The organism is Klebsiella huaxiensis, assembly GCF_003261575.2.
GTDB classification, from domain to species: Bacteria; Pseudomonadota; Gammaproteobacteria; order Enterobacterales; family Enterobacteriaceae; genus Klebsiella; species Klebsiella huaxiensis.
Map to the genome: position 1 here is coordinate 1,949,388 of NZ_CP036175.1, position 19,114 is coordinate 1,968,501.

15 protein-coding genes and 1 riboswitch are annotated in these 19,114 nt (G+C 56.6%); of the genes, 10 read left to right on the forward strand and 5 right to left on the reverse strand.

Annotated elements, in window-relative coordinates; all coding sequences use genetic code 11:
• Positions 1–44 precede the first annotated feature (44 nt).
• On the reverse strand, positions 45–1,388 hold the full coding sequence (locus tag DA718_RS09320; RefSeq protein ID WP_112213133.1) for an NCS2 family permease: 1,344 nt from the start codon (positions 1,386–1,388) through the stop codon (positions 45–47).
• Positions 1,389–1,390: 2 nt separating this feature from the next.
• Complete coding sequence (locus DA718_RS09325) at positions 1,391–3,202, reverse strand: adenine deaminase (protein WP_112213134.1); 1,812 nt, start codon at positions 3,200–3,202, stop codon at positions 1,391–1,393.
• 120 nt (positions 3,203–3,322) lie between these two features.
• Between DA718_RS09325 and DA718_RS09330 the strand changes: the two genes are divergently transcribed.
• From DA718_RS09330 to fbaB, 4 genes are all read left to right on the forward strand, one after another.
• Positions 3,323–4,249: a LysR family transcriptional regulator gene (locus tag DA718_RS09330; protein WP_167492862.1), complete on the forward strand. Its 927-nt coding sequence runs from the start codon at positions 3,323–3,325 to the stop codon at positions 4,247–4,249.
• Between the two features lie 439 nt (positions 4,250–4,688).
• Positions 4,689–4,785: riboswitch (TPP riboswitch) on the forward strand.
• Positions 4,786–4,819: 34 nt separating this feature from the next.
• Positions 4,820–5,593: a hydroxyethylthiazole kinase gene (thiM, locus tag DA718_RS09335; protein WP_112213136.1), complete on the forward strand. Its 774-nt coding sequence runs from the start codon at positions 4,820–4,822 to the stop codon at positions 5,591–5,593.
• Complete coding sequence (gene thiD / locus DA718_RS09340) at positions 5,590–6,390, forward strand: bifunctional hydroxymethylpyrimidine kinase/phosphomethylpyrimidine kinase (RefSeq protein ID WP_112213137.1); 801 nt, start codon at positions 5,590–5,592, stop codon at positions 6,388–6,390. The genes thiM and thiD overlap by 4 nt, the downstream gene beginning before the upstream one ends.
• Before the next feature lie 148 nt (positions 6,391–6,538).
• Positions 6,539–7,591 carry a class I fructose-bisphosphate aldolase gene (gene fbaB / locus DA718_RS09345; protein WP_112213138.1) on the forward strand — a complete coding sequence of 351 codons (1,053 nt, stop codon included), beginning with the start codon at positions 6,539–6,541 and terminating at the stop codon, positions 7,589–7,591.
• Positions 7,592–7,715: 124 nt separating this feature from the next.
• Here fbaB and DA718_RS09350 read toward each other — a convergent pair whose 3' ends face one another.
• The gene (locus DA718_RS09350; protein ID WP_112213139.1) at positions 7,716–9,323 is read right to left on the reverse strand and encodes an FGGY-family carbohydrate kinase; all 1,608 of its coding nucleotides are present in this window, start codon (positions 9,321–9,323) and stop codon (positions 7,716–7,718) included.
• Positions 9,324–9,352: 29 nt separating this feature from the next.
• A complete protein-coding gene (locus DA718_RS09355) occupies positions 9,353–10,102 on the reverse strand; it encodes an SDR family oxidoreductase (protein ID WP_167492736.1) in 750 nt (249 codons plus the stop codon).
• 256 nt (positions 10,103–10,358) lie between these two features.
• Between DA718_RS09355 and DA718_RS09360 the strand changes: the two genes are divergently transcribed.
• Positions 10,359–11,360, forward strand: coding sequence for a LacI family DNA-binding transcriptional regulator (locus DA718_RS09360; RefSeq protein WP_112213140.1), 1,002 nt, complete (start codon positions 10,359–10,361; stop codon positions 11,358–11,360).
• Positions 11,361–11,374: 14 nt separating this feature from the next.
• On the opposite strand, the gene DA718_RS09365 is transcribed toward DA718_RS09360, so the two are convergent.
• Positions 11,375–12,316, reverse strand: coding sequence for a sugar-binding transcriptional regulator (locus tag DA718_RS09365; protein ID WP_112213141.1), 942 nt, complete (start codon positions 12,314–12,316; stop codon positions 11,375–11,377).
• 206 nt (positions 12,317–12,522) lie between these two features.
• Between DA718_RS09365 and dalD the strand changes: the two genes are divergently transcribed.
• From dalD to DA718_RS09390, 5 genes are all read left to right on the forward strand, one after another.
• Positions 12,523–13,890, forward strand: coding sequence for a D-arabinitol 4-dehydrogenase (gene dalD / locus DA718_RS09370; RefSeq protein ID WP_112213142.1), 1,368 nt, complete (start codon positions 12,523–12,525; stop codon positions 13,888–13,890).
• Between the two features lie 9 nt (positions 13,891–13,899).
• Positions 13,900–15,363, forward strand: a complete 1,464-nt coding sequence (xylB, locus tag DA718_RS09375; protein WP_112213143.1) for a xylulokinase — start codon at positions 13,900–13,902, stop codon at positions 15,361–15,363.
• A 78-nt stretch (positions 15,364–15,441) separates the two neighbouring features.
• Positions 15,442–16,719 carry a D-arabinitol transporter gene (gene dalT / locus DA718_RS09380; RefSeq protein WP_112213144.1) on the forward strand — a complete coding sequence of 426 codons (1,278 nt, stop codon included), beginning with the start codon at positions 15,442–15,444 and terminating at the stop codon, positions 16,717–16,719.
• A 55-nt stretch (positions 16,720–16,774) separates the two neighbouring features.
• Positions 16,775–17,437 (forward strand): HAD family hydrolase, encoded by a 663-nt coding sequence (locus tag DA718_RS09385; protein WP_112213145.1) that lies wholly within the window; start codon positions 16,775–16,777, stop codon positions 17,435–17,437.
• A 423-nt stretch (positions 17,438–17,860) separates the two neighbouring features.
• A complete protein-coding gene (locus tag DA718_RS09390) occupies positions 17,861–19,015 on the forward strand; it encodes a mandelate racemase family protein (RefSeq protein WP_112213147.1) in 1,155 nt (384 codons plus the stop codon).
• The last annotated feature ends 99 nt before the right edge of the window (positions 19,016–19,114 follow it).

The window sequence follows — 19,114 nt, forward strand, 5'->3', positions numbered from 1 at the left end:
AGGCGCGTTAAGCGCCGCCTCCGGGAAAATTAGCGGCATGAACCTTAATGCTTTACCAGCGTCGCAAAGTAGTACACCAGCGGAATAGCGAGGATCCACAGGCCAATCGGGATTTCTCGCCACTTGCCAGCAATAGTCTTAATCACCACATAAAACAGCAGCCCACCTGCAATTCCGGTACCGAAGCTGTTGGCAATCAGCGTAATCATCACCATCATCAGTACCGGCAACCCGTCGGTGAAATTGCCTAAATCCACTTTGCGCAGGCCGCTGAACATATTCAGGCCGATCAGAATTAGTGCTGGCGCGGTGGCTTCTTTCGGGATCATCAACGCCACCGGCGTAAACAGCAGCATCAGCAGGAACATTACCGCTGCCGACAGCGCAGTTAACCCGGTTTTGCCGCCAGCTTCCGCCGCCGCCGAAGATTCAATCAGCGCGGTCGCCGCCGGAATACCCAGCCACGGCCCAATAGCCGCCGCGATGGAATCGACCATAAACGGGCGATTGATATGCGGCATGTTGCCTTCTTCATCCAGCAGGCCCGCTTCGCCGCCCACCGCCAGCGTGGTGCCCATCGTGGAAAAGAACTCTGAGGCGAAAAAAACGAACAGAAACGGCAGGAAAGCGATATTCAGCGCGCCCAGCATATCGATTTGCCCCAGCACCGGCGTCAGCGAATGCGGCATATCGATAAAACTGCCTGGCAGTTTGGTGACGCCCATGGGGATACCGATCAGGGTGGCGACCAGAATGGCCCATAGAATAGAACCGGGGATCTTTCGCGCCTGTAGGGCAATCGCCAGAAACAGCCCGCAGAGCGCGACCAGCGCACCCGGTGAAAGGAAATCCCCGAGCATCAGGGCATTGGTTTTGGCATTTGCCAGCACCAGCCCGGCGTTACGAAAGCCCAGTACCGCAACGAACAGGCCGATCGAGGCGGTTAGCCCGAGTTTAATAGATTGTGGCACCGAGCGGGTGACCACTTCGCGCAGGCCGAATTTTGTCAGCAGGAAAAACAGGATCCCTGACCAGCAGGCGATGCCGAGGCCGACCTGCCAGCCAATACCCTCGCTACCTGCAAGCGTTACGCCAACCAGCACCGAGCCACCGATGCCCGGCCCAACGATAAAGGGCAGGTTGGCGTAAAACGCCATCAGCAGGGTGCCTCCGACGAATACCAGAATCGTGCCGGTGGTTGCCGCGCCTTTATCCATCCCGCCAACCGCCAGCAGGCCGGGGATCACCACCAGCAGGTAGGCGGCGGCGAGAAAGCCGGTAATGCCCGCGAGGCATTCGGTGCGCAGCGTACTGCCGCGAGAATACAGGGCAAAACGGCGCTCCAGCCAGTTTCCCTGCGTGGATGGGTGAAGGGTGTTGTCGGCCATGCTCAGGCTCCCTGATGTTTATTGTTGTGTTTTATGTGTTCCGGGGTTTCCCGGCAGTCTATCAGCGGCTCGACTATCTGGCGGGTGCTGCCGTCGGTCAAACCTAAATCTGTCAAATGCGGACCGGCGTTACAGGCGAGGCAGGTGCCTTCGATAGCCTTAAACACGCGGTAAGGTGGCTCCCAGTCGGCAACTTTGCTGCTTAAATCGCGCAGCTCACGGAACTGTCGGGCCAGCTCCGGGGCCGGTAAATCGGAAAGCATCCCGGCAATCGGCATTGCCACGTGAGCGAGGATTTTGCCCTGCTGCGCCAGCGCCATACCACCGCCGGATGCGACAAGCTGGTTTGCCGCCAGCGCCATATCGTCGGCATCGCGGCCCAGCACCACCAGATTGTGTGAGTCGTGCGAATAGCTGGTGGCGATCGCGCCGCGCAGCTCACCCCAGCCTTCCAGCAGCGCAATTTGCGGCTTCGCTTCGTGGCGGCCGTGACGATGCTTAACCCAAATCAGGCTAAACCCGGCCGGGATTTGTACTTTGCCGTCGCGAACTTGCACTTCCACTTCGCCCCACTGGGTAAAACGCGCGCCGCGAATATGCCGCAGGCGGGCGACGCCGTGATGGATATCGCCAACGCGGAGAATAAAGTCGTCAGGAGTTAGCGGTGTAAGCTGAAGCGTATTGCGCGGTGGTGTCACGCCTGCCGCCGCTGAAACAGGCTGGAGCAGAGTCCCTTCGCGGGCAATCAGCTTCCCGGCGACGTAGACTTCCTGCGCTTTGAGTTGTTCTAATGAATCGAAGGCTACCAGATCGGCACGACGTCCGGCGGCAATCAGTCCAAGATCGCTACGCTGTAAGCGGATTGCCGCGTTTAAGGTGGCGAAGCGCAATACGTCGGTCGCCGCCAGACCATGCTCAATCAGCAGGTTGAGCAGGGCAATGATGCCACCTTTTTCCAGCAGCATATCCGGCGGAACATCATCGGTGCAGACGGTGATCTGCGAGGAGAGATGCGGTAGCGTTTTCAGTGCATTGACGATGCCCGGCAGCAAATAAGGGTGCGAACCACGAATTTCGATGGTCAGTCCTGCACGCAGTTTTTCCAGCGCATCTTCTGCCGAGGTTAGTTCGTGATCGGAGGTGACCCCGGCGGCGAGATAGGCCTGTAGATCCGCACCGCTCAGACCGCGCGCGTGACCTTCAATCAGCTTACCGCTATCCAGACCGGCCTGGACAATCTCCTGCATTCGCTCGCTGCCGTGCAGCACGCCGTGCATATCCATGACTTCGGCGACGCCGCGGGCTTCCGGCCACGCCAGCATGGTTGCCATCTCCGCGCCGGCGAAATCCGCGCCGGACATCTCCAGCCCCGGCGTGGACGGCACGCTGGAGGGGGCGGCGACCATCACCTGCAGCGGCAGAGAGCGGCTGGCGGCGACGGCATAGCGCACGCCTTCTACGCCAAGCACGTTGGCCAGCTCGTGCGGATCCCAGAACACCGCCGTGGTGCCTTGGGCAAGAACGATTTCGGCGTAGCGTTCTGGCGGCAGATGGGAGCTTTCCAGATGGACGTGAGTATCCATGAGTCCCGGCGATAAAAAGTATCCTGCCAGAGAGCGATGTTCTTGAGCGTCGGAGCGGCTGCCGCGTGGATGCACGCTGGCGATCATTTCGCCAACGATGCCGACATCGGCCTCGCGGATCTCGCCGGTCGCCATATCGACGATCTGCGCGTCGGTTAATAATAAATCGAATGGGGATTCGCCGCGTGCGGCCTGAACGGCGCGACGGCGGGTTTCAGCACTGCTGGACATAACAACTCCGGCACAAGGATAATGGGGATACTCTAGGGGCAGAGCAAACGTTTGCCCAGATGAATAAATTTATCGCCCGATAACCTCGGGTTATTCTGCATGCTCACTGTTGACGAAAACATAATGACCGAACCCTGGCAGCGTCTGCCCGCGCTCTCTCTTAAGCAGATCCAGTATTTTGTGACCCTGGCTCAGCTACGCCATTTCACCGACACCGCTAACCGGCTGGCTATCAGCCAACCGGCGCTAAGCAGCGCGCTGCGGCAAATCGAGGCAGTACTGGGCGGTAAGCTGGTTAACCGCACGGCGTCGTCAGTGACGTTGACCGAGTTGGGGTCCGCAATTTTGCCCCATTCCCGGCGGGTGCTGAGCGTGGCGCAGCTGGCGTTTCAGGATATGCAGCAGATTGTCGAGGCCGGCGGCGATGGCACGGTGCGCATTGGCCTGGTGCCGTCGGTGAGCTCGCTGCTGTTTCCGCTTCTGCCGCAGACGCTGGCGCAGGCTTTTCCGCGCCTGAGGGTGGAGTTTCACGATCAGACTAACGATGCTCTGTTTTGTGAGCTTCAGTCAGGGAAAATAGATTTCGCCGTAGGCGCAATTGATCGCTCTTTGCCGCCGGAACTGCTGGTTTATCCTCTGCGCGAAGATCCGTTCGTTGCCGTGCTGCATTGTGACGATCCTCTGGCCGGGCAGCCGCACGTGCCGTGGAAGCTGTTGGCCGGGCGAGATATTGCGGTGTTCTCAAAGGGCAATATTCAGCGTCTGGTCGGCGCGCTGGCAGAGAGCCATCGCCTGACGCTGAATACGCGCTATCAGGTTGATTATATTGAAACCCTTTATGGTCTGGTGCGTTCCCGGCTGGCGGTGGCGATTCTGCCTGCGCTTTATACCACCCATCTTCAGGATCCTGTTTTGAAGATTGCCCAGCTTCAGCAGCCTGCCTTAACGCGTACCGTCGCGCTGATGCGCGGGCCACAGCCTTTGCCGCCGCTGATTGAAGCGTGTTTTTCTTTACTGCTAAGTTCACTGCGGGAAGTGAATCTGTAGAATGCCATGACCGCAGTTCATTTTGGTGAAATGCGAAAGAGCTAACGAAATACTTTATCGTATCTATTAAAATCAAAGGGTTACCGTTATTTAATAAAATCAATTTGTTGCAAAAATGTCGGTAGATTGTTTTGTGTGAATAAATTTATTATAAAACAATAAGATATATTTAGTACGTTCCCCACGCGAGTGGGGATAAACCGATTGTCGTTAACTTCTCAGCCGGGAAAGACAGACGTTCCCCACGCGAGTGGGGATAAACCGTCCGATCGTGATGGTTCGGTTCGTCTGGCCGCACGTTCCCCACGCGAGTGGGGATAAGCCGCAAATCAAACAAGGCGCCGTGTCGTCAGGGCGTTATTGCGCCATTCATCTCTTCCTGGCTGGCTTGCGTTGTCCGGTGACTTCCCGTAACCTGCCCGCTGAGAACGTTTTATCTCTCAATGACTCGGGGTGCCCTTCCTTGTGAAGGCTGAGAAAAACCCGTACCACCTGATCTGGATAATGCCAGCGTAGGGAAGTCAGAGACCGCAGGGTCGTCGCTTCTTCATCGCCTGGCGGGAGCAAACGATGTCTGACCTGCTAAACCCCGCGCATATTGCCCATCTGCGGCATCTTTTTCGCCGCCATTCCCCCCTTGTTCACTGCATGACTAACGACGTGGTGCAGACCTTTACCGCCAACGTGCTGCTGTCGATTGGCGCATCACCAGCGATGGTTATCGACCCCGATGAAGCCAGTCAGTTTGCCGCCATTGCCGACACGCTGCTGATTAACGTCGGCACGCTGACCGTAGAGCGCGCGATGGCGATGCGTGCGGCGGCGCATAGCGCAAAGCAGGCGGGAAAACCGTGGGTGCTGGACCCGGTGGCGGTCGGCGCGTTGACTCTGCGCACTGAATTTTGTCGGGAGCTTCTGGCACTACAGCCTGCTGCCATTCGCGGTAATGCCTCGGAAATTATGGCCCTTGCCGGGATGAGCGGTGGTGGGCGCGGCGTTGATACCACTGATACCGCTGCTGCCGCGCTGCCTGCGGCACAAGCGTTGGCTCGCCAACTAAACACTGTGGTCGCGGTCACCGGAGAAGTGGACTACATCACTGATGGTCAGCGTACGCGTATGGTGACCGGCGGCGATCCGCTGATGACCCGGGTGGTTGGCACCGGCTGTGCGCTGTCGGCGGTGGTTGCCGCCAGCACGGCGATGCCCGGTGACCGTCTGGAAAACGTCGCCGCCGCCTGCGGCCTGATGAAACTGGCGGGTGGAAAAGCGGCGCAGCAGGGCGGCCCTGGCAGCTTTACTCCGGCGTTTCTCGATGCGCTGTACGCGGAGGGTGGCCTGTGAAACGAATCAATGCGTTAACCATCGCCGGAACCGACCCGAGCGGCGGCGCAGGGATCCAGGCGGATCTCAAAACCTTCTCAGCGCTGGGCGCTTACGGCTGCTCGGTCATCACCGCATTGGTGGCGCAAAACACCCGAGGCGTGCAGTCGGTGTACCGTATTGAACCTGATTTTGTCGCCGCGCAGCTGGATTCAGTGTTCAGCGATGTGCGAATCGATACCACTAAAATTGGCATGCTGGCGGAAACGGATATCGTCGAAGCGGTGGCGGAGCGGCTGGCGCGTTATCAGATTAAAAACGTGGTGCTGGATACCGTGATGCTGGCGAAAAGCGGCGATCCGTTGCTCTCGCTCAGCGCAGTGCAAACGCTGCGTCAGCGCCTGCTGCCGCAGGTGTCGCTAATCACTCCAAACCTGCCGGAAGCGGCGGCGCTGCTGGATGCGCCGCATGCCAGAACGGAACAGGAGATGCTGGAGCAGGGCAGAGCGCTGTTGGGAATGGGCTGCGGCGCGGTATTAATGAAAGGCGGTCATCTTGATGATGCCGAGAGCCCGGACTGGTTGTTTACCCGCGAGGGCGAGCAGCGCTTTACCGCGCCAAGAGTGCAGACCAAAAATACGCACGGCACCGGCTGTACGCTCTCTGCGGCGCTGGCGGCGTTACGTCCTCGTTACGATGATTGGGGGCAGACCGTAGCGGAGGCTAAGGGCTGGCTCTCTGCGGCGCTGGCGCAGGCAGATTCGCTGGAGGTCGGGCACGGGATCGGCCCGGTACATCATTTCCACGCCTGGTGGTAAACGGCACGACAACGTGCCAGCAGACTGTGCTGAAAAAATACGCTCCCGGCTGGAAAATATGCTGAGTCGGTACCAGGCTTAACCTGCCCAAAATAATTGGGTTGGGAAAATGCATGCCGGTTTCGACCGGCACTTACGGGAGATCGCTATGACCGATATTACGCAGTTGCTTGGCAAAGATGCCGACACGCTTTTACAGCACCGTTGTATGACTATTCCAGCCGACCAGCTCTATTTGCCGGGCTCGGACTATGTCGATCGGGTGATGGTTGATAACAATCGTCCGCCGGCGGTGCTGCGTAATATGCAAACCCTCTATAACACCGGACGCCTGGCGGGAACCGGGTATCTGTCTATCCTGCCGGTTGATCAGGGTGTAGAGCATTCTGCTGGCGCTTCTTTTGCCGCTAACCCGCTGTACTTTGATCCGAAAAATATCGTCGAACTGGCTATTGAAGCCGGTTGCAACTGCGTGGCCTCCACCTATGGCGTGCTGGCCTCGGTGTCGCGCCGCTACGCGCACCGTATCCCCTTCCTGGTCAAACTGAACCATAACGAAACGCTGAGCTACCCGACTGAATACGACCAGACGCTGTACGCCAGCGTTGAACAGGCGTTCAATATGGGAGCCGTGGCGGTAGGGGCGACTATCTATTTCGGTTCTGAACAGTCTCGCCGTCAGCTTGAGGAAATTTCTGTGGCCTTTGAGCGCGCGCATGAACTGGGCCTGGTGACCGTGCTGTGGGCCTATCTGCGTAACCCGGCATTCAAGAAAGATGGCGTCGATTATCACGTTTCCGCCGACTTAACCGGCCAGGCCAACCATCTGGCAGCCACTATCGGCGCGGATATTGTGAAGCAGAAAATGGCGGAGAATAACGGCGGCTATAAAGCGGTGAACTTCGGCTATACCGATGACCGGGTTTACAGCAAATTAACCACCGAGAACCCGATTGATCTGGTGCGCTATCAGCTGGCGAACTGCTATATGGGTCGTGCCGGGCTGATTAACTCCGGCGGCGCGGCGGGCGGTGAAACCGATCTGTCCGATGCTGTACGTACGGCGGTTATCAATAAACGCGCGGGCGGCATGGGGCTGATCCTGGGCCGTAAGGCATTTAAGAAATCGATGGCTGACGGCGTGAAGCTGATTAATGCCGTGCAGGATGTTTATCTGGATAGCAAAGTCACTATCGCCTGATAAGTACCGAAGGCACCTGAAGCTGCGTTGCGTGTTGTTTCCCGGAGGCGATGCTGCGCATCTGTCCGGGCTACGGGAAAAGTGGCCCGGACAGGCGCGCCAAGCGCCGCTTCCTGGATCCTGCTTATTCGCGAATCAGTCGTGCCGTGTGCTGGAGCGTTTTGTACGCTTCGTAACGACGCTGATGATCGGCGCTAAATTGCTCTTCGCAGCGGTAAGTTTTATCTACACGGGTAAACTGCTTCATCGCTTCCGGCAGCGAAGAGGCAATGTTACCCGCTACGGCACCGAGAATTGCCGAACCTAACAGCACCGGTTCGCTGGACTCGGTACTAACCACGTTAATGCCGCAAGCATCTGCCAGCAGCTGGCGAACTAACGGATGTTGACCTGCGCCGCCGCTGATGACGATATTTTCGCTATCAATCCCGCAATTTTTCTGCGCATCGATAATCTGCCGCAGACCGTAGCCGATACCGCACAATCCCGCGACGTACAGCGCAATCAGGTTTTCCAGATCCCGCTCCATGCCCAGTCCGGCGATAATCGCTTTCGCGTTCGGGTCCGCCAGCGGCGCGCGGTTGCCTAAAAACTCCGGTACCACGTGCAGACCGGCAGCGAGCTTGACTGCTTCGGAAGGATTATCCACCTGCGCCAGCACCTTGTCGGCAAGATACACCGGTAGCGGAACACCGGCTTCTTTTGCCAGCGCTTTAGCCTCTGCCGCGGCGGGATGGAAGCTCAATAACTGGTCGATAGCCGCACCCGCTGCGCTCTGGCCACCTTCGCTAAGCCAGAACCCTGGCACCATGGCGGAATAGTAAGGCCCCCAAACGCCGGGCACAAAGACGGCATCCTGGGTGGTGGTCATGGTGCAGGAGGACGTGCCGAACACGTAGGCCATATTGTTGACTGCGCCGTTAAGCACGCCAACGGTACCAATCCCGCCCGCATGGGCGTCAATCATGCCGACCGCCACCGGCGTGCCGACGGGCAGGCCCATCTCATCTGCCGCTGTTGCGCACAGACCGCCCTCGCAGGGCGTTCCCGGATCGACGATACGCTGGCCGATACGAACAAAATCTTCATCCGCCAGTTCTTCAAGGCCAATCTGGCGGAAGTACCCGGCATCCCAGCGTTTTTCATGCGCAAGATAGGTCCATTTACAGGTCACGGTACACACCGAGCGGGCCAAATCGCCCGTTGAGCGCCAGGTGAGATAATCAGCGAGGTCGAAGAAGTGGCGCGCCTGTTGATAGATTTTTGGACGGTTCTCCTTCAGCCACAAAATTTTCGGCGTTTCCATCTCCGGCGAGATTTTACCGCCGACGTATTGCAGCACCGCGTGGCCCGTGGCGTTAATTTTTTCTGCTTGCCCGGTGGCGCGGTGATCCATCCAGACAATAATATTGCGGTCAGGATCTTCCGAAGGGCCAACCGCCAGCGGTGCGTTATTTTCACCAATCACTACTAGCGAGCAGGTGGCATCGAAGCCGATACCGGCAATCGACGACGGTGCTACACCGGCGCTGGTCACCGCTGTTTTGATGCAGTAACACACCGCCTGCCAGATCTCGCGGCTCGACTGTTCAACCACGCTTCCGGCGCTGCGGAACAGGGTGATTTCTCGGGTGGCGTGGGCGAGAAGCTCGCCCTGCAGATTGAATACGCCCGCGCGAACGCTGCCCGAACCGACATCCACGCCAATAATGTTTTGAGTATTGCTTTGCATAAAATCCTCTTCAGCAGTCTGGTTGACGGTTAGAGATCCACGCTGTTAGGCAGGATAACAATGTCGCGAACGGTAACGTTTTTCGAGCGGGTCACCATAAACAGCACCGACTCGGCCACTTCGATCGGCTGCATCAGGCTGCCGTTGGCCAGCGCTTCGTCCATTTTGGCTTTTGGCCAGTCGTCCAGCAGGGCGGTTACCACCGGTCCTGGCAGCACGGCACCCACGCGGACGCCGTACTGGGAAACCTGGCGACGGGTGGTGTGGACAAACGCCTGGACGGCAAATTTCGACGCGGTATAGATAGGTTCCCAGATAACCGGCACCACGCCAGCAATAGAGCTGGTGAAAATAATATCCCCGGATTTTTGCGCAATCAGATGCGGGAGGACGCTACGCACGCAGCGGAAAGCGGCATTAGTGTTGAGGTGCAGTACGCGATCCCACACGTCCGGGTCGCCTTCCGCAACCGGCCCGCCGATGTAGGCTCCGGCGTTAGCATGGAAAATATCGAGACGCCCGGTCAGCTTTAAAATACCTTGCAGGATATTATCGACCTGGTCCGCTTGCATCAGATCAACCTGTAGGGCGAAGGCGTTTTCGCCCAGCTCGGCGACAATTTTATTGAGCTTTTCACCTTCACGGTCGATAAGCACGACCTTTGCGCCAGCCCCCAGCAGGGTTTTAGCGCATTCGAGGCCGATACCTGATGCCGCGCCGGTGATGGCGGCAACTTTACCGTTGAGGGAAGTATTCATAGAGGAGACAGAGTGGTTCATTTTATAATCCTCGACAGAGTCTGGTTGGAACTATCGGACGCGAGGGCATCGCGTTCGATGCTTTGAATTAAATATTTTAAGCTATTGAATATAAGCACCATTTTTTCATATTCGCTGGAATATTAACGCTGAATGCGCTAATACTTCGTGGAGTGAAATGGAAGCTCAATCGATGAAGCTCATGTTGCGCTAGCTTCATCGATTGAGCAAGTGGGGAAATTAACGGCGAAATGAATTTGTGACGCAAGTTGGGAAAATGAAGAAAATCACGATTTACGACCTGGCGGAGCTATCCGGCGTGTCGGCGAGCGCGGTAAGCGCCATCCTTAACGGTAACTGGAAAAAGCGCCGCATCAGCGCAAAGCTTGCCGAAAAGGTAACGCGGATTGCCGAAGAGCAGGGCTATGCAATTAACCGCCAGGCCAGCATGCTGCGCAGTAAAAAATCGCACGTCATCGGCATGATTATCCCCAAATACGATAACCGCTATTTCGGGTCGGTCGCCGAGCTTTTTGAAGAGATGGCCCGCGAGCGCGGCCTGCTGCCGATTATTACCTGCACCCGTCGTAGCCCGGAACTGGAAATTGAAGCGGTAAAAGCGATGCTCTCCTGGCAGGTGGATTGGGTGGTAGCGACCGGGGCGACCAACCCGGACAAAATTACCGCTTTATGTCAGCAGGCGGGGGTGCCAACCGTCAACCTTGACCTGCCTGGGTCTATCGCGCCCTCGGTGATTTCGGATAACTACGGTGGCGCGAAAGCGCTGACCCACAAGATCCTGGCTAACAGCGTCCGCCGGCGGGGGGAGCTGGCGCCGCTGACCTTTATCGGTGGGCGTAGTAGCGACCATAACACCAGCGAGCGTTTACGCGGTTTTCACGATGCGCACCGCGAGCTGGGGCTGAACGTGCCGCAGGCGAATATTCTTGCTCCCGGTTATTCAAAGGGAAAAGTCGAGGCCTGCCTGCAAGAGCGGTTTGGCTCGACTGATATTCCTTTGCAGGGGCTGTTCGTCAACTCGACTATTTCGCTGGAAGGGGTGGTGCGATGGTTGTCGCAGGCGGGGCTCACCGGTAGCGGTCAGCCGCCAATGGGCTGCTTTGACTGGGACCCGTTTGTCTACATGTTGGGGCACGATATCGATATGGTGCAGCAGGACGTACCGGCGATGCTGGAGGCGGTATTTAGCATTATCGATTCTGGCGATACCAACCAGCAGCGGATTGAGATCCCGCCGCTGTTGATGAGCAGTTGCTGATTCGGCTGTTAACGTTAGCGCGTCAGCAGCCAGCGGGCGGTGTGTTCATCGGTCACCAGGCCGTTGATCCAGCCGCCCTTAAGCGCCGCCAGGATAGCCGGGCGTTTGTATTCGCCACACGCCACCGCGATACGTGGACACTGGTTCTGGCGGATATCGTAGCTGGTGATCATTCTGTTGATTTCGCTGTCGACCACACCGCCTTCGGCATCGATAAAGCGCCCCATGATCTCGCCGATCCCGCCTTGCGCGGTCACCTCATCCATCTGCGCCTGATTGATAAAGCCATCTTTAAATATCGGGCTTTGCGTACCTAATGGTCCAATCCCCACAAAAATAACGTCTGCCTGGCGGGCGACGTCACAAACGCTGCGGAACAGTCGGCTGGTGCACCACATATCGTACTCCTCCTGGGTCTGCGCATAGCGCGGCGCGGGCCACTGATAGTACTTCGCCTTAATTTTGCTGGTCAGCAGCAGAGGGACGTCATCGTAATAGTTACATTGACCATCGGCGTCCATGGCGCTGATGAGCGCGACGCAGCGGGTATTTAAGCTATCGAAGTCGATGCGCTGTAGCGTTTTTTTCAGGGTCAGGCCGGAACCCAGGCCGATGATTTTCTCTTTATCATCCTGTAAATAGCGAGCCATCAGCTGGTAGCAGCCAAATGACACGCTATCCAGCGTACTTTCTTCGCTAAAGGCGGGCACGATATTGCATTCGATAAGTTGGTACTTTTCCTGCAGTAATTGCGCGTAATCGAGGCAATTTGCTACCGGATGGTGCAAACTAATCGATACAATCCCTTCTTCTTTTGCCGCCGCAATCAACCGCTGCACCACTGGCCTTGAAGTACCAAGCTGACTGGCGATTTCGCTCTGGTTTTGTCCGGCGATGTAGTACATCCATGCGGCGCGGACCTTCTGATCCAGCCGGATATCATCTTCTTTACTCATGGTTTCCTGCCCTAAGTTTCTGGCCACAGCGAAAAATTCGCCTGGCGAATAACCGCATTCTGGCTGCGGTCGGGATAACTGGCAAGCTTTTGCTCTTTTTTGGTCATTTGTAATTTTATTGGGTAATTGCTCTTTTGTGATCTATAGCTCTTATTTGGGTCAAATGATCAATTACAGTGACCCCATCAACTCAAGGAGAGCAGAACATGAACAATCAATTCACATGGCTTCACATTGGTCTGGGTTCTTTTCATCGCGCACATCAGGCGTGGTATCTGCATCGTCTGATTGCCTCCGGGGATAAGCGCTGGCACATCGCGGCGGGGAATATTCGCAACGATGCTGAGCAGGTCGTTCAGGCTCTGACGGCGCAGGGTGGGCGCTACGTGCTGGAAACCGTGAGCCCGGAAGGGGAGCGCGAATATGAAGAAATCACCTCCATTCAAAAACTGTTGCCGTGGCAGGCCGGGTTGCAGCCGCTGATTAACGAAGGGGCAAATCCGCAGACTAAAGTTATCGCCTTCACCGTGACGGAAGGGGGGTATTACCTGAACACCAGCCATAAACTGGAAACCAACAACCCCGATTTAATCGCCGACCTTAAGGGCGATTGCAAAACCATTTACGGCACCATCGCGCGGATTCTGGAAAAACGCATGGCGGACAACGCCGGACCTCTCACTCTGCTGAACTGCGATAATGTGCGCCACAACGGCGAGCGTTTCCACGATGGTATGGTTGAGTTTCTGCAGCTCACCGGCAAACAGGCGGTGATCGACTGGATGGCCGCTAATACTACCTGCCCGAACACCATGGTGGACCGCATCACTCCGCGTCCGGCGGCGGATCTGCCTGCGCGCATCAAAGCGCAAACCGGTATTGATGATAAAGCGCCGGTGATGGGCGAGACCTTTATCCAGTGGGTGGTGGAAAACAACTTCCGCGATGAACGCCCGAACCTGGAAGCGGTTGGCGTGGAGATGGTTGAGTCGGTTATCCCTTATGAAGAGGCGAAAATCCGCATTCTGAACTCTTCGCATAGCTGCATTGCATGGGCAGGAACGTTAATCGGCCAGCAGTATATTCATGAAAGCACGCTGACCGATTTTATCTATGCCATTGCTGATCGCTACGTCACGGAAGATGTGATCCCATGTCTCGGCGATAACGGCATTGATTTACCGACCTATCGCGATGTGGTGCTCAAGCGCTTTACCAACCCGTACATCCAGGACACTAACCAGCGCGTCGCTGCCGATGGCTTCTCGAAAATTCCGGCAATGATCGCACCAACTCTGCAGGAGTGCTACCAGCGCGGCGTCCGCCCGGAAGCGACCGCCATGCTGCCCGCGCTGTTCTTCGTCTTTATGGAGCAGTGGCACAAGGGAACCCTGCCGTATCAGTACCAGGACGGCATCCTCGACGCTCAGGCGGTGCATGAAATGTTTGAAGCTAGCGATCCGGTAGCGCTTTACGCCCGCGATAAAGCCCTGTTTGGCGCACTGGCCGATAACGCTGACTTCCTGGCGCTGATGCGTGAGAAGGTCGCCGCAGTTTACTCGCTGATTAAATAAGAGGTGGCTATGTATCTGGGTATCGATCTCGGCACATCGGAAGTCAAAGCGCTGGTCATTGATGAAAACAATGAGGTTATCGCCAGCCATAGCGCGCCGCTGAGTATTCAGCGGCCCCATCCGCACTGGTCAGAACAATCGCCGCAATCCTGGTGGGAAGCGACGGAGTACCTGATGACCACGCTGCGGGAAAAATGCGCCCAGCACTGGCCGGCAATCAAAGCCATTGGCCTTTCCGGGCAGATGCACGGCGCAGTGCTGCTGGATGCGGCAGGGGAGGTGATTCGCCCGGCAATTCTGTGGAACGACACCCGCTGCGCTGAGGAGTGCGCAGAGCTGGAAGAGATGGCGCCGGAGCTGCATCAGGTGGCGGGGAATCTGGCAATGCCGGGCTTCACCGCGCCGAAGCTGCTGTGGGTACGCCGTCACGAACCGCAAAACTTTAAACGGACCGCCACGGTGCTGCTGCCGAAAGATTATCTGCGCTACCAGATGACCGGGAAGAAAGTCTCCGATATGTCGGATGCCGCCGGGACGCTGTGGCTGGACGTGGCGAAACGCGACTGGTCCGACTCGTTGCTGGATAAATGCGGGTTGTCGCGCAGCCATATGCCGTCGCTGGTTGAAGGCTGCGAGGTTTCCGCCACGCTCGATCCGCAGGTAGCCAAACGCTGGGGGCTGAACGCTTCGGTGGTGGTTGCCGGTGGCGGCGGTGATAACGCGGTGAGCGCCATTGGCGTCGGTGCGGTCTCGCCGGGGGATGCGTTTATTTCGCTCGGCACATCCGGAGTACTGTTTGTGGTGACCGACGCCTATCGTCCGGCCCCGCAGTCGGCGGTACACGCGTTCTGCCACGTTCTGCCGAATCTGTGGCATCAGATGAGCGTGATGCTCAGCGCTGCCAGCTGTTTGCAGTGGTTCTGTCGCCTGACCGGCACCACGGAAGTGGCGTTGCTGGAGGAGATTGCTGAATTAAGTGCTGAAGAGAAAGCCAATGCGCCGTTCTTCTTGCCTTATCTCTCCGGAGAACGCACGCCGCACAACGACCCTGAAGCGCGCGGTATGTTCTGGGGAATGACCCATTCCAGCCTGCGCGCCCAGCTTGGCTACGCGGTGCTCGAAGGGGTGAGTTTTGGCATTAACGATGGCCTGCGGGTGCTGAAAGAGAGCGGCACGCAGATCGATCAATGTTCGCTGGTTGGCGGTGGCGCCCGCAGCCCGTTCTGGGCGCAACTGCTGGCCGATATTCTCGACATGCCGGTGGTGACCCACAAAGGCGGGGAGACCGGCGGCGCACTGGGCGCGGCACGACTGGCCTGCCTGGCGGCAGGGAAGCCCATCGCCGCCGTGTGTGAAAAACCAGAAGTCTGGCAGACCTGGCAGGCGGACCCGGTTCGTCATCAAACTCTGATGCAACGTTACGTGCAGTTTAACGCTCTGTATTTAAACGACCTGAACTTCCGTCAGCACTAATTTTAAAAACATACCCTAAAAATGGCCCTCCGGTGAACTCCCCGGAGAGGCCTCCTGTACCCTGAAAACGAGGTCATTATGTCCGTAAATAATAAACAGTGGCTCGGTTTACCCCTGAACCTGTTCTGGGGATACATCGCCATCGCCGTGTTTATGACCGGTGACGGTTTCGAACTGGCATTCCTGTCGCATTACATTACAGAGTTAGGATTCTCTCCGGCTCAGGCCTCATTTGCCTTTACCCTTTATGGATTGGCCGCAGCGCTATCAGCGTGGATTTCCGGCGTCGTAGCGGAAATTATCACCCCGCTAAAGACCATGATGATTGGCTTCGTACTGTGGTGCGTATTCCACGTACTGTTCCTGGTTTTCGGCCTTGGACACGCCAACTACCCGCTGATTCTGCTGTTTTACGGCATTCGTGGCTTCGCGTATCCGCTGTTCCTCTACTCGTTTATCGTCGCCATTATCCATAACGTCAAAAGCGACAGCGCCAGTTCGGCCATCGGTTGGTTCTGGGCAGTTTACTCTGTCGGTATCGGCGTTTTCGGCAGCTATATTCCGAGTTTTACCATCCCGCATATCGGCGAGCTGGGGACATTGTGGCTGGCGCTGGCTTTCTGCGTCACTGGTGGGATTATTGCGCTGGTCTCTTTGCGCAATATTCAAACTCCACACCATATGCAAAATTTGACCACTCGTGAGAAGTTTTCCGAGCTGGGACGCGCGGCGACGCTGCTCTATACCAACCGCAATATTATGTTGTCCAGCATGGTGCGTATCATCAATACGCTGTCATTGTTTGGCTTTGCGGTAATCATGCCGATGATGTTTGTCGATGAGCTGGGTTTCACCACTTCTGAATGGTTGCAGGTGTGGGCCGTCTTCTTCTTCACCACCATTTTCTCCAACGTACTGTGGGGGATTTTGGGCGAAAAACTGGGCTGGATGAAAGTGGTGCGCTGGTTCGGCTGCGTCGGTATGGCGCTTTCCAGCTTGGCGTTTTATTACATTCCGCAGCACTTCGGGCATAACTTTGCTATGGCGATGATTCCGGCTATCGCCCTGGGGATCTTTGTCGCCGCTTTCGTTCCGCTGGCTGCCGTATTCCCGGCGCTGGAGCCCAAGCACAAAGGTGCGGCGATTTCGGTGTATAACCTGTCTGCGGGGATGTCGAACTTTCTCGCACCGGCGATTGCGGTGATACTGCTGCCGTTCTTCAGCACTATCGGGGTGGTCATCGCCTATACCGCGCTGTACGTGGTGGCCTTTTTCCTTTGTGCGTTTATTCGCGTCGAGCAACCGGGATTTTCCCACAAGGAAGCGCCCGCCAGCGAGCAGGTTGAGTTCTCTTAAGGTGATGTGGCTGGGCTGGTATGTATGATTCATGCCAGCCTTAATGAGGTGGATAATGAGTATTAAAGCAGTTATTTTTGACATGGATGGCGTGATTATTGATTCCGAAACCCTGTGGCGACAGGCGCAAATTGAAGCGCTGGCGCAGTGGGGGGCAACGGTAAGTATCGATGAGTGTGAAACGCTGACCAAAGGTAAACGCCTTGATGACATTGTGCGCACCTGGTGCCGACATTGTCGGCTTGACGTTGCGCCAAAGCAGCTCGAAGCAGCCATATTGCAGCGAATTACCGACCTGATTGCCGCCGAAGGTGAGCCGATGAACGGTGTGCATGAAACGTTGAGCTATTTTCGCCAGCTTGGCTATCACATTGCGCTCGCCACCTCATCATCCCATCAGGTTATTTCCGCAGTACTGAACAAACTCTCCCTTTGGCACTATTTTGACGTGGTTTCCAGTGCGGATGATGAGGAATGCGGCAAACCTCATCCGGCGGTTTACTTGTCAACGCTGCGCAAGCTCAACCTCAACGCCAGTCAGTGCCTGGTGATTGAAGATAGCTTTAACGGTTTTAGCGCCGCTCAGGCAGCAAATATCCCCACTATCGTTATCGCCGAAGATTGCCTGCATGGTCGTTTTCAGGCCGCCGCCGGTCGCTATCGGGCGTTACCTGAACTGCTGGAAGCTCTTTCTGTAGAGCCAGAGGCGGCGGTATAAGTCAGTAATTTGTGAGCGCAGAAAGTTTCAGGATGTACCCGGTCGGTTAATCTCTTTTCTGCGCTCACGCTCCTCTTTTCATCATGCCGATCGCCCTCACATTTCGCTCTTCTTTTGTGAAAACAATCACGTCCTGTCGTGCCAATGCCCAAATTTAATCTCTTGCTTAGCGGTGATTGTCCGAGGCACTGCTGCGTATTTGTGCTTAGATTAGATATTGAAACGTTTTTTCAATAATGTGAAACCACTTTGCCGATTTTCGTCTATACCCTAAATAATTCGAGTTGCAGGAAGGCGGCGACGCAGTGAGTCCCCGGGAGCTTACTCCAGTAAGTGACTGGGGTGAGCGAGGAAAGCCAACGCACAAGCAACTTGAAGTATGACGGGTATATAGATCGGGTTTGGCTGCGATAAGGACTGATAATGAAAATTGAATCTGTAAATGTCACCGTTTTCCAGTATCCCACTCGTCGGGTTTCCGACAGCGCCGGGCACTCCCATCCGGGAGCCGAAAGCATGGCAAAAATGGCGATGCTGACCATTACTGCCGATGATGGCACCCAGGGTTTTTCTTTTGCGCCGCCGGAAGTAGTGCGCCCGTTTGTGGTGAATACCTTCTTTCGTAAGGTGATGGTGGGGCAGGACCCGTTCAACCGTGAACGCATTTGGCAGGATCTTAACCACTGGCAGCGCGGTAGCGCCCATCAGTTGACCGAACGCGCGCTGTCGTTTGTCGAGCAGGCGCTGTGGGATCTAATTGGTCGCAAGCTCAATATGCCGGTTTACAAGCTGCTCGGTGGCTATCGCGACACGGTTCCGGCCTATGGCAGCACCATGTGCGGCGACGATCTGCCTGGCGGACTGTCGACCCCGGATGAGTATGCGTCATTTGCTGAAACGCTGGTGGCTCGTGGCTACAAGGCCATCAAGCTGCATACCTGGATGCCGCCAGTCTCTTTCGCGCCAAATCCGAAGATGGATATCAAAGCCTGTGCGGCGGTGCGTGAAGCAGTAGGACCGGATATCGACCTGATGATTGATGGCTATCACTGGTACAGCCGGACAGAAGCGCTGTGGATCGGTAAAGAGCTGGAAAAACTGAATTTCGCCTGGTTTGAAGAGCCGATGGAAGAGGATTCGATGTCCTCTTACGCATGGCTGGCGGAAAACCTGTCGATTCCCATCGTCGGGCCGGAGAGCTTTGGTGGCAAGCATCATATGCGCGCCGAATGGGTGAAAGCCGGAGCCTGCGACATCCTGCGCGCCGGATCCAACGGCGTTGGCGGCATTACGCCGACCATGAAGGTTGCTGCGCTGGCGGAGTCGTTCGGTATGGATTGCGAAGTCCACGGCAACGGCGCGGCGAGCCTCGCGGTGGTAGGGGCTATCCGCAACTGCCGCTGGTACGAGCGCGGCCTGCTGCACCCGTTCCTCAATTACGATGAGCCAGCCGCGTATCTCAACAGCATTGTCGACCCGATGGATGACCAGGGATTAGTGCATTTGTCACAACGACCAGGTCTCGGTGAAGATATTAATTTTGCGTATATCGAAGCCAATACCGTTAGCCACGACTGACTCAAAATAATAAATGCCCGATGGCGCTGTGCTTATCGAGCCTATGGCCCGGTAGGTCGGACAAGGCGAAAACGCCGCCATCCGGCAACATGTACCCTA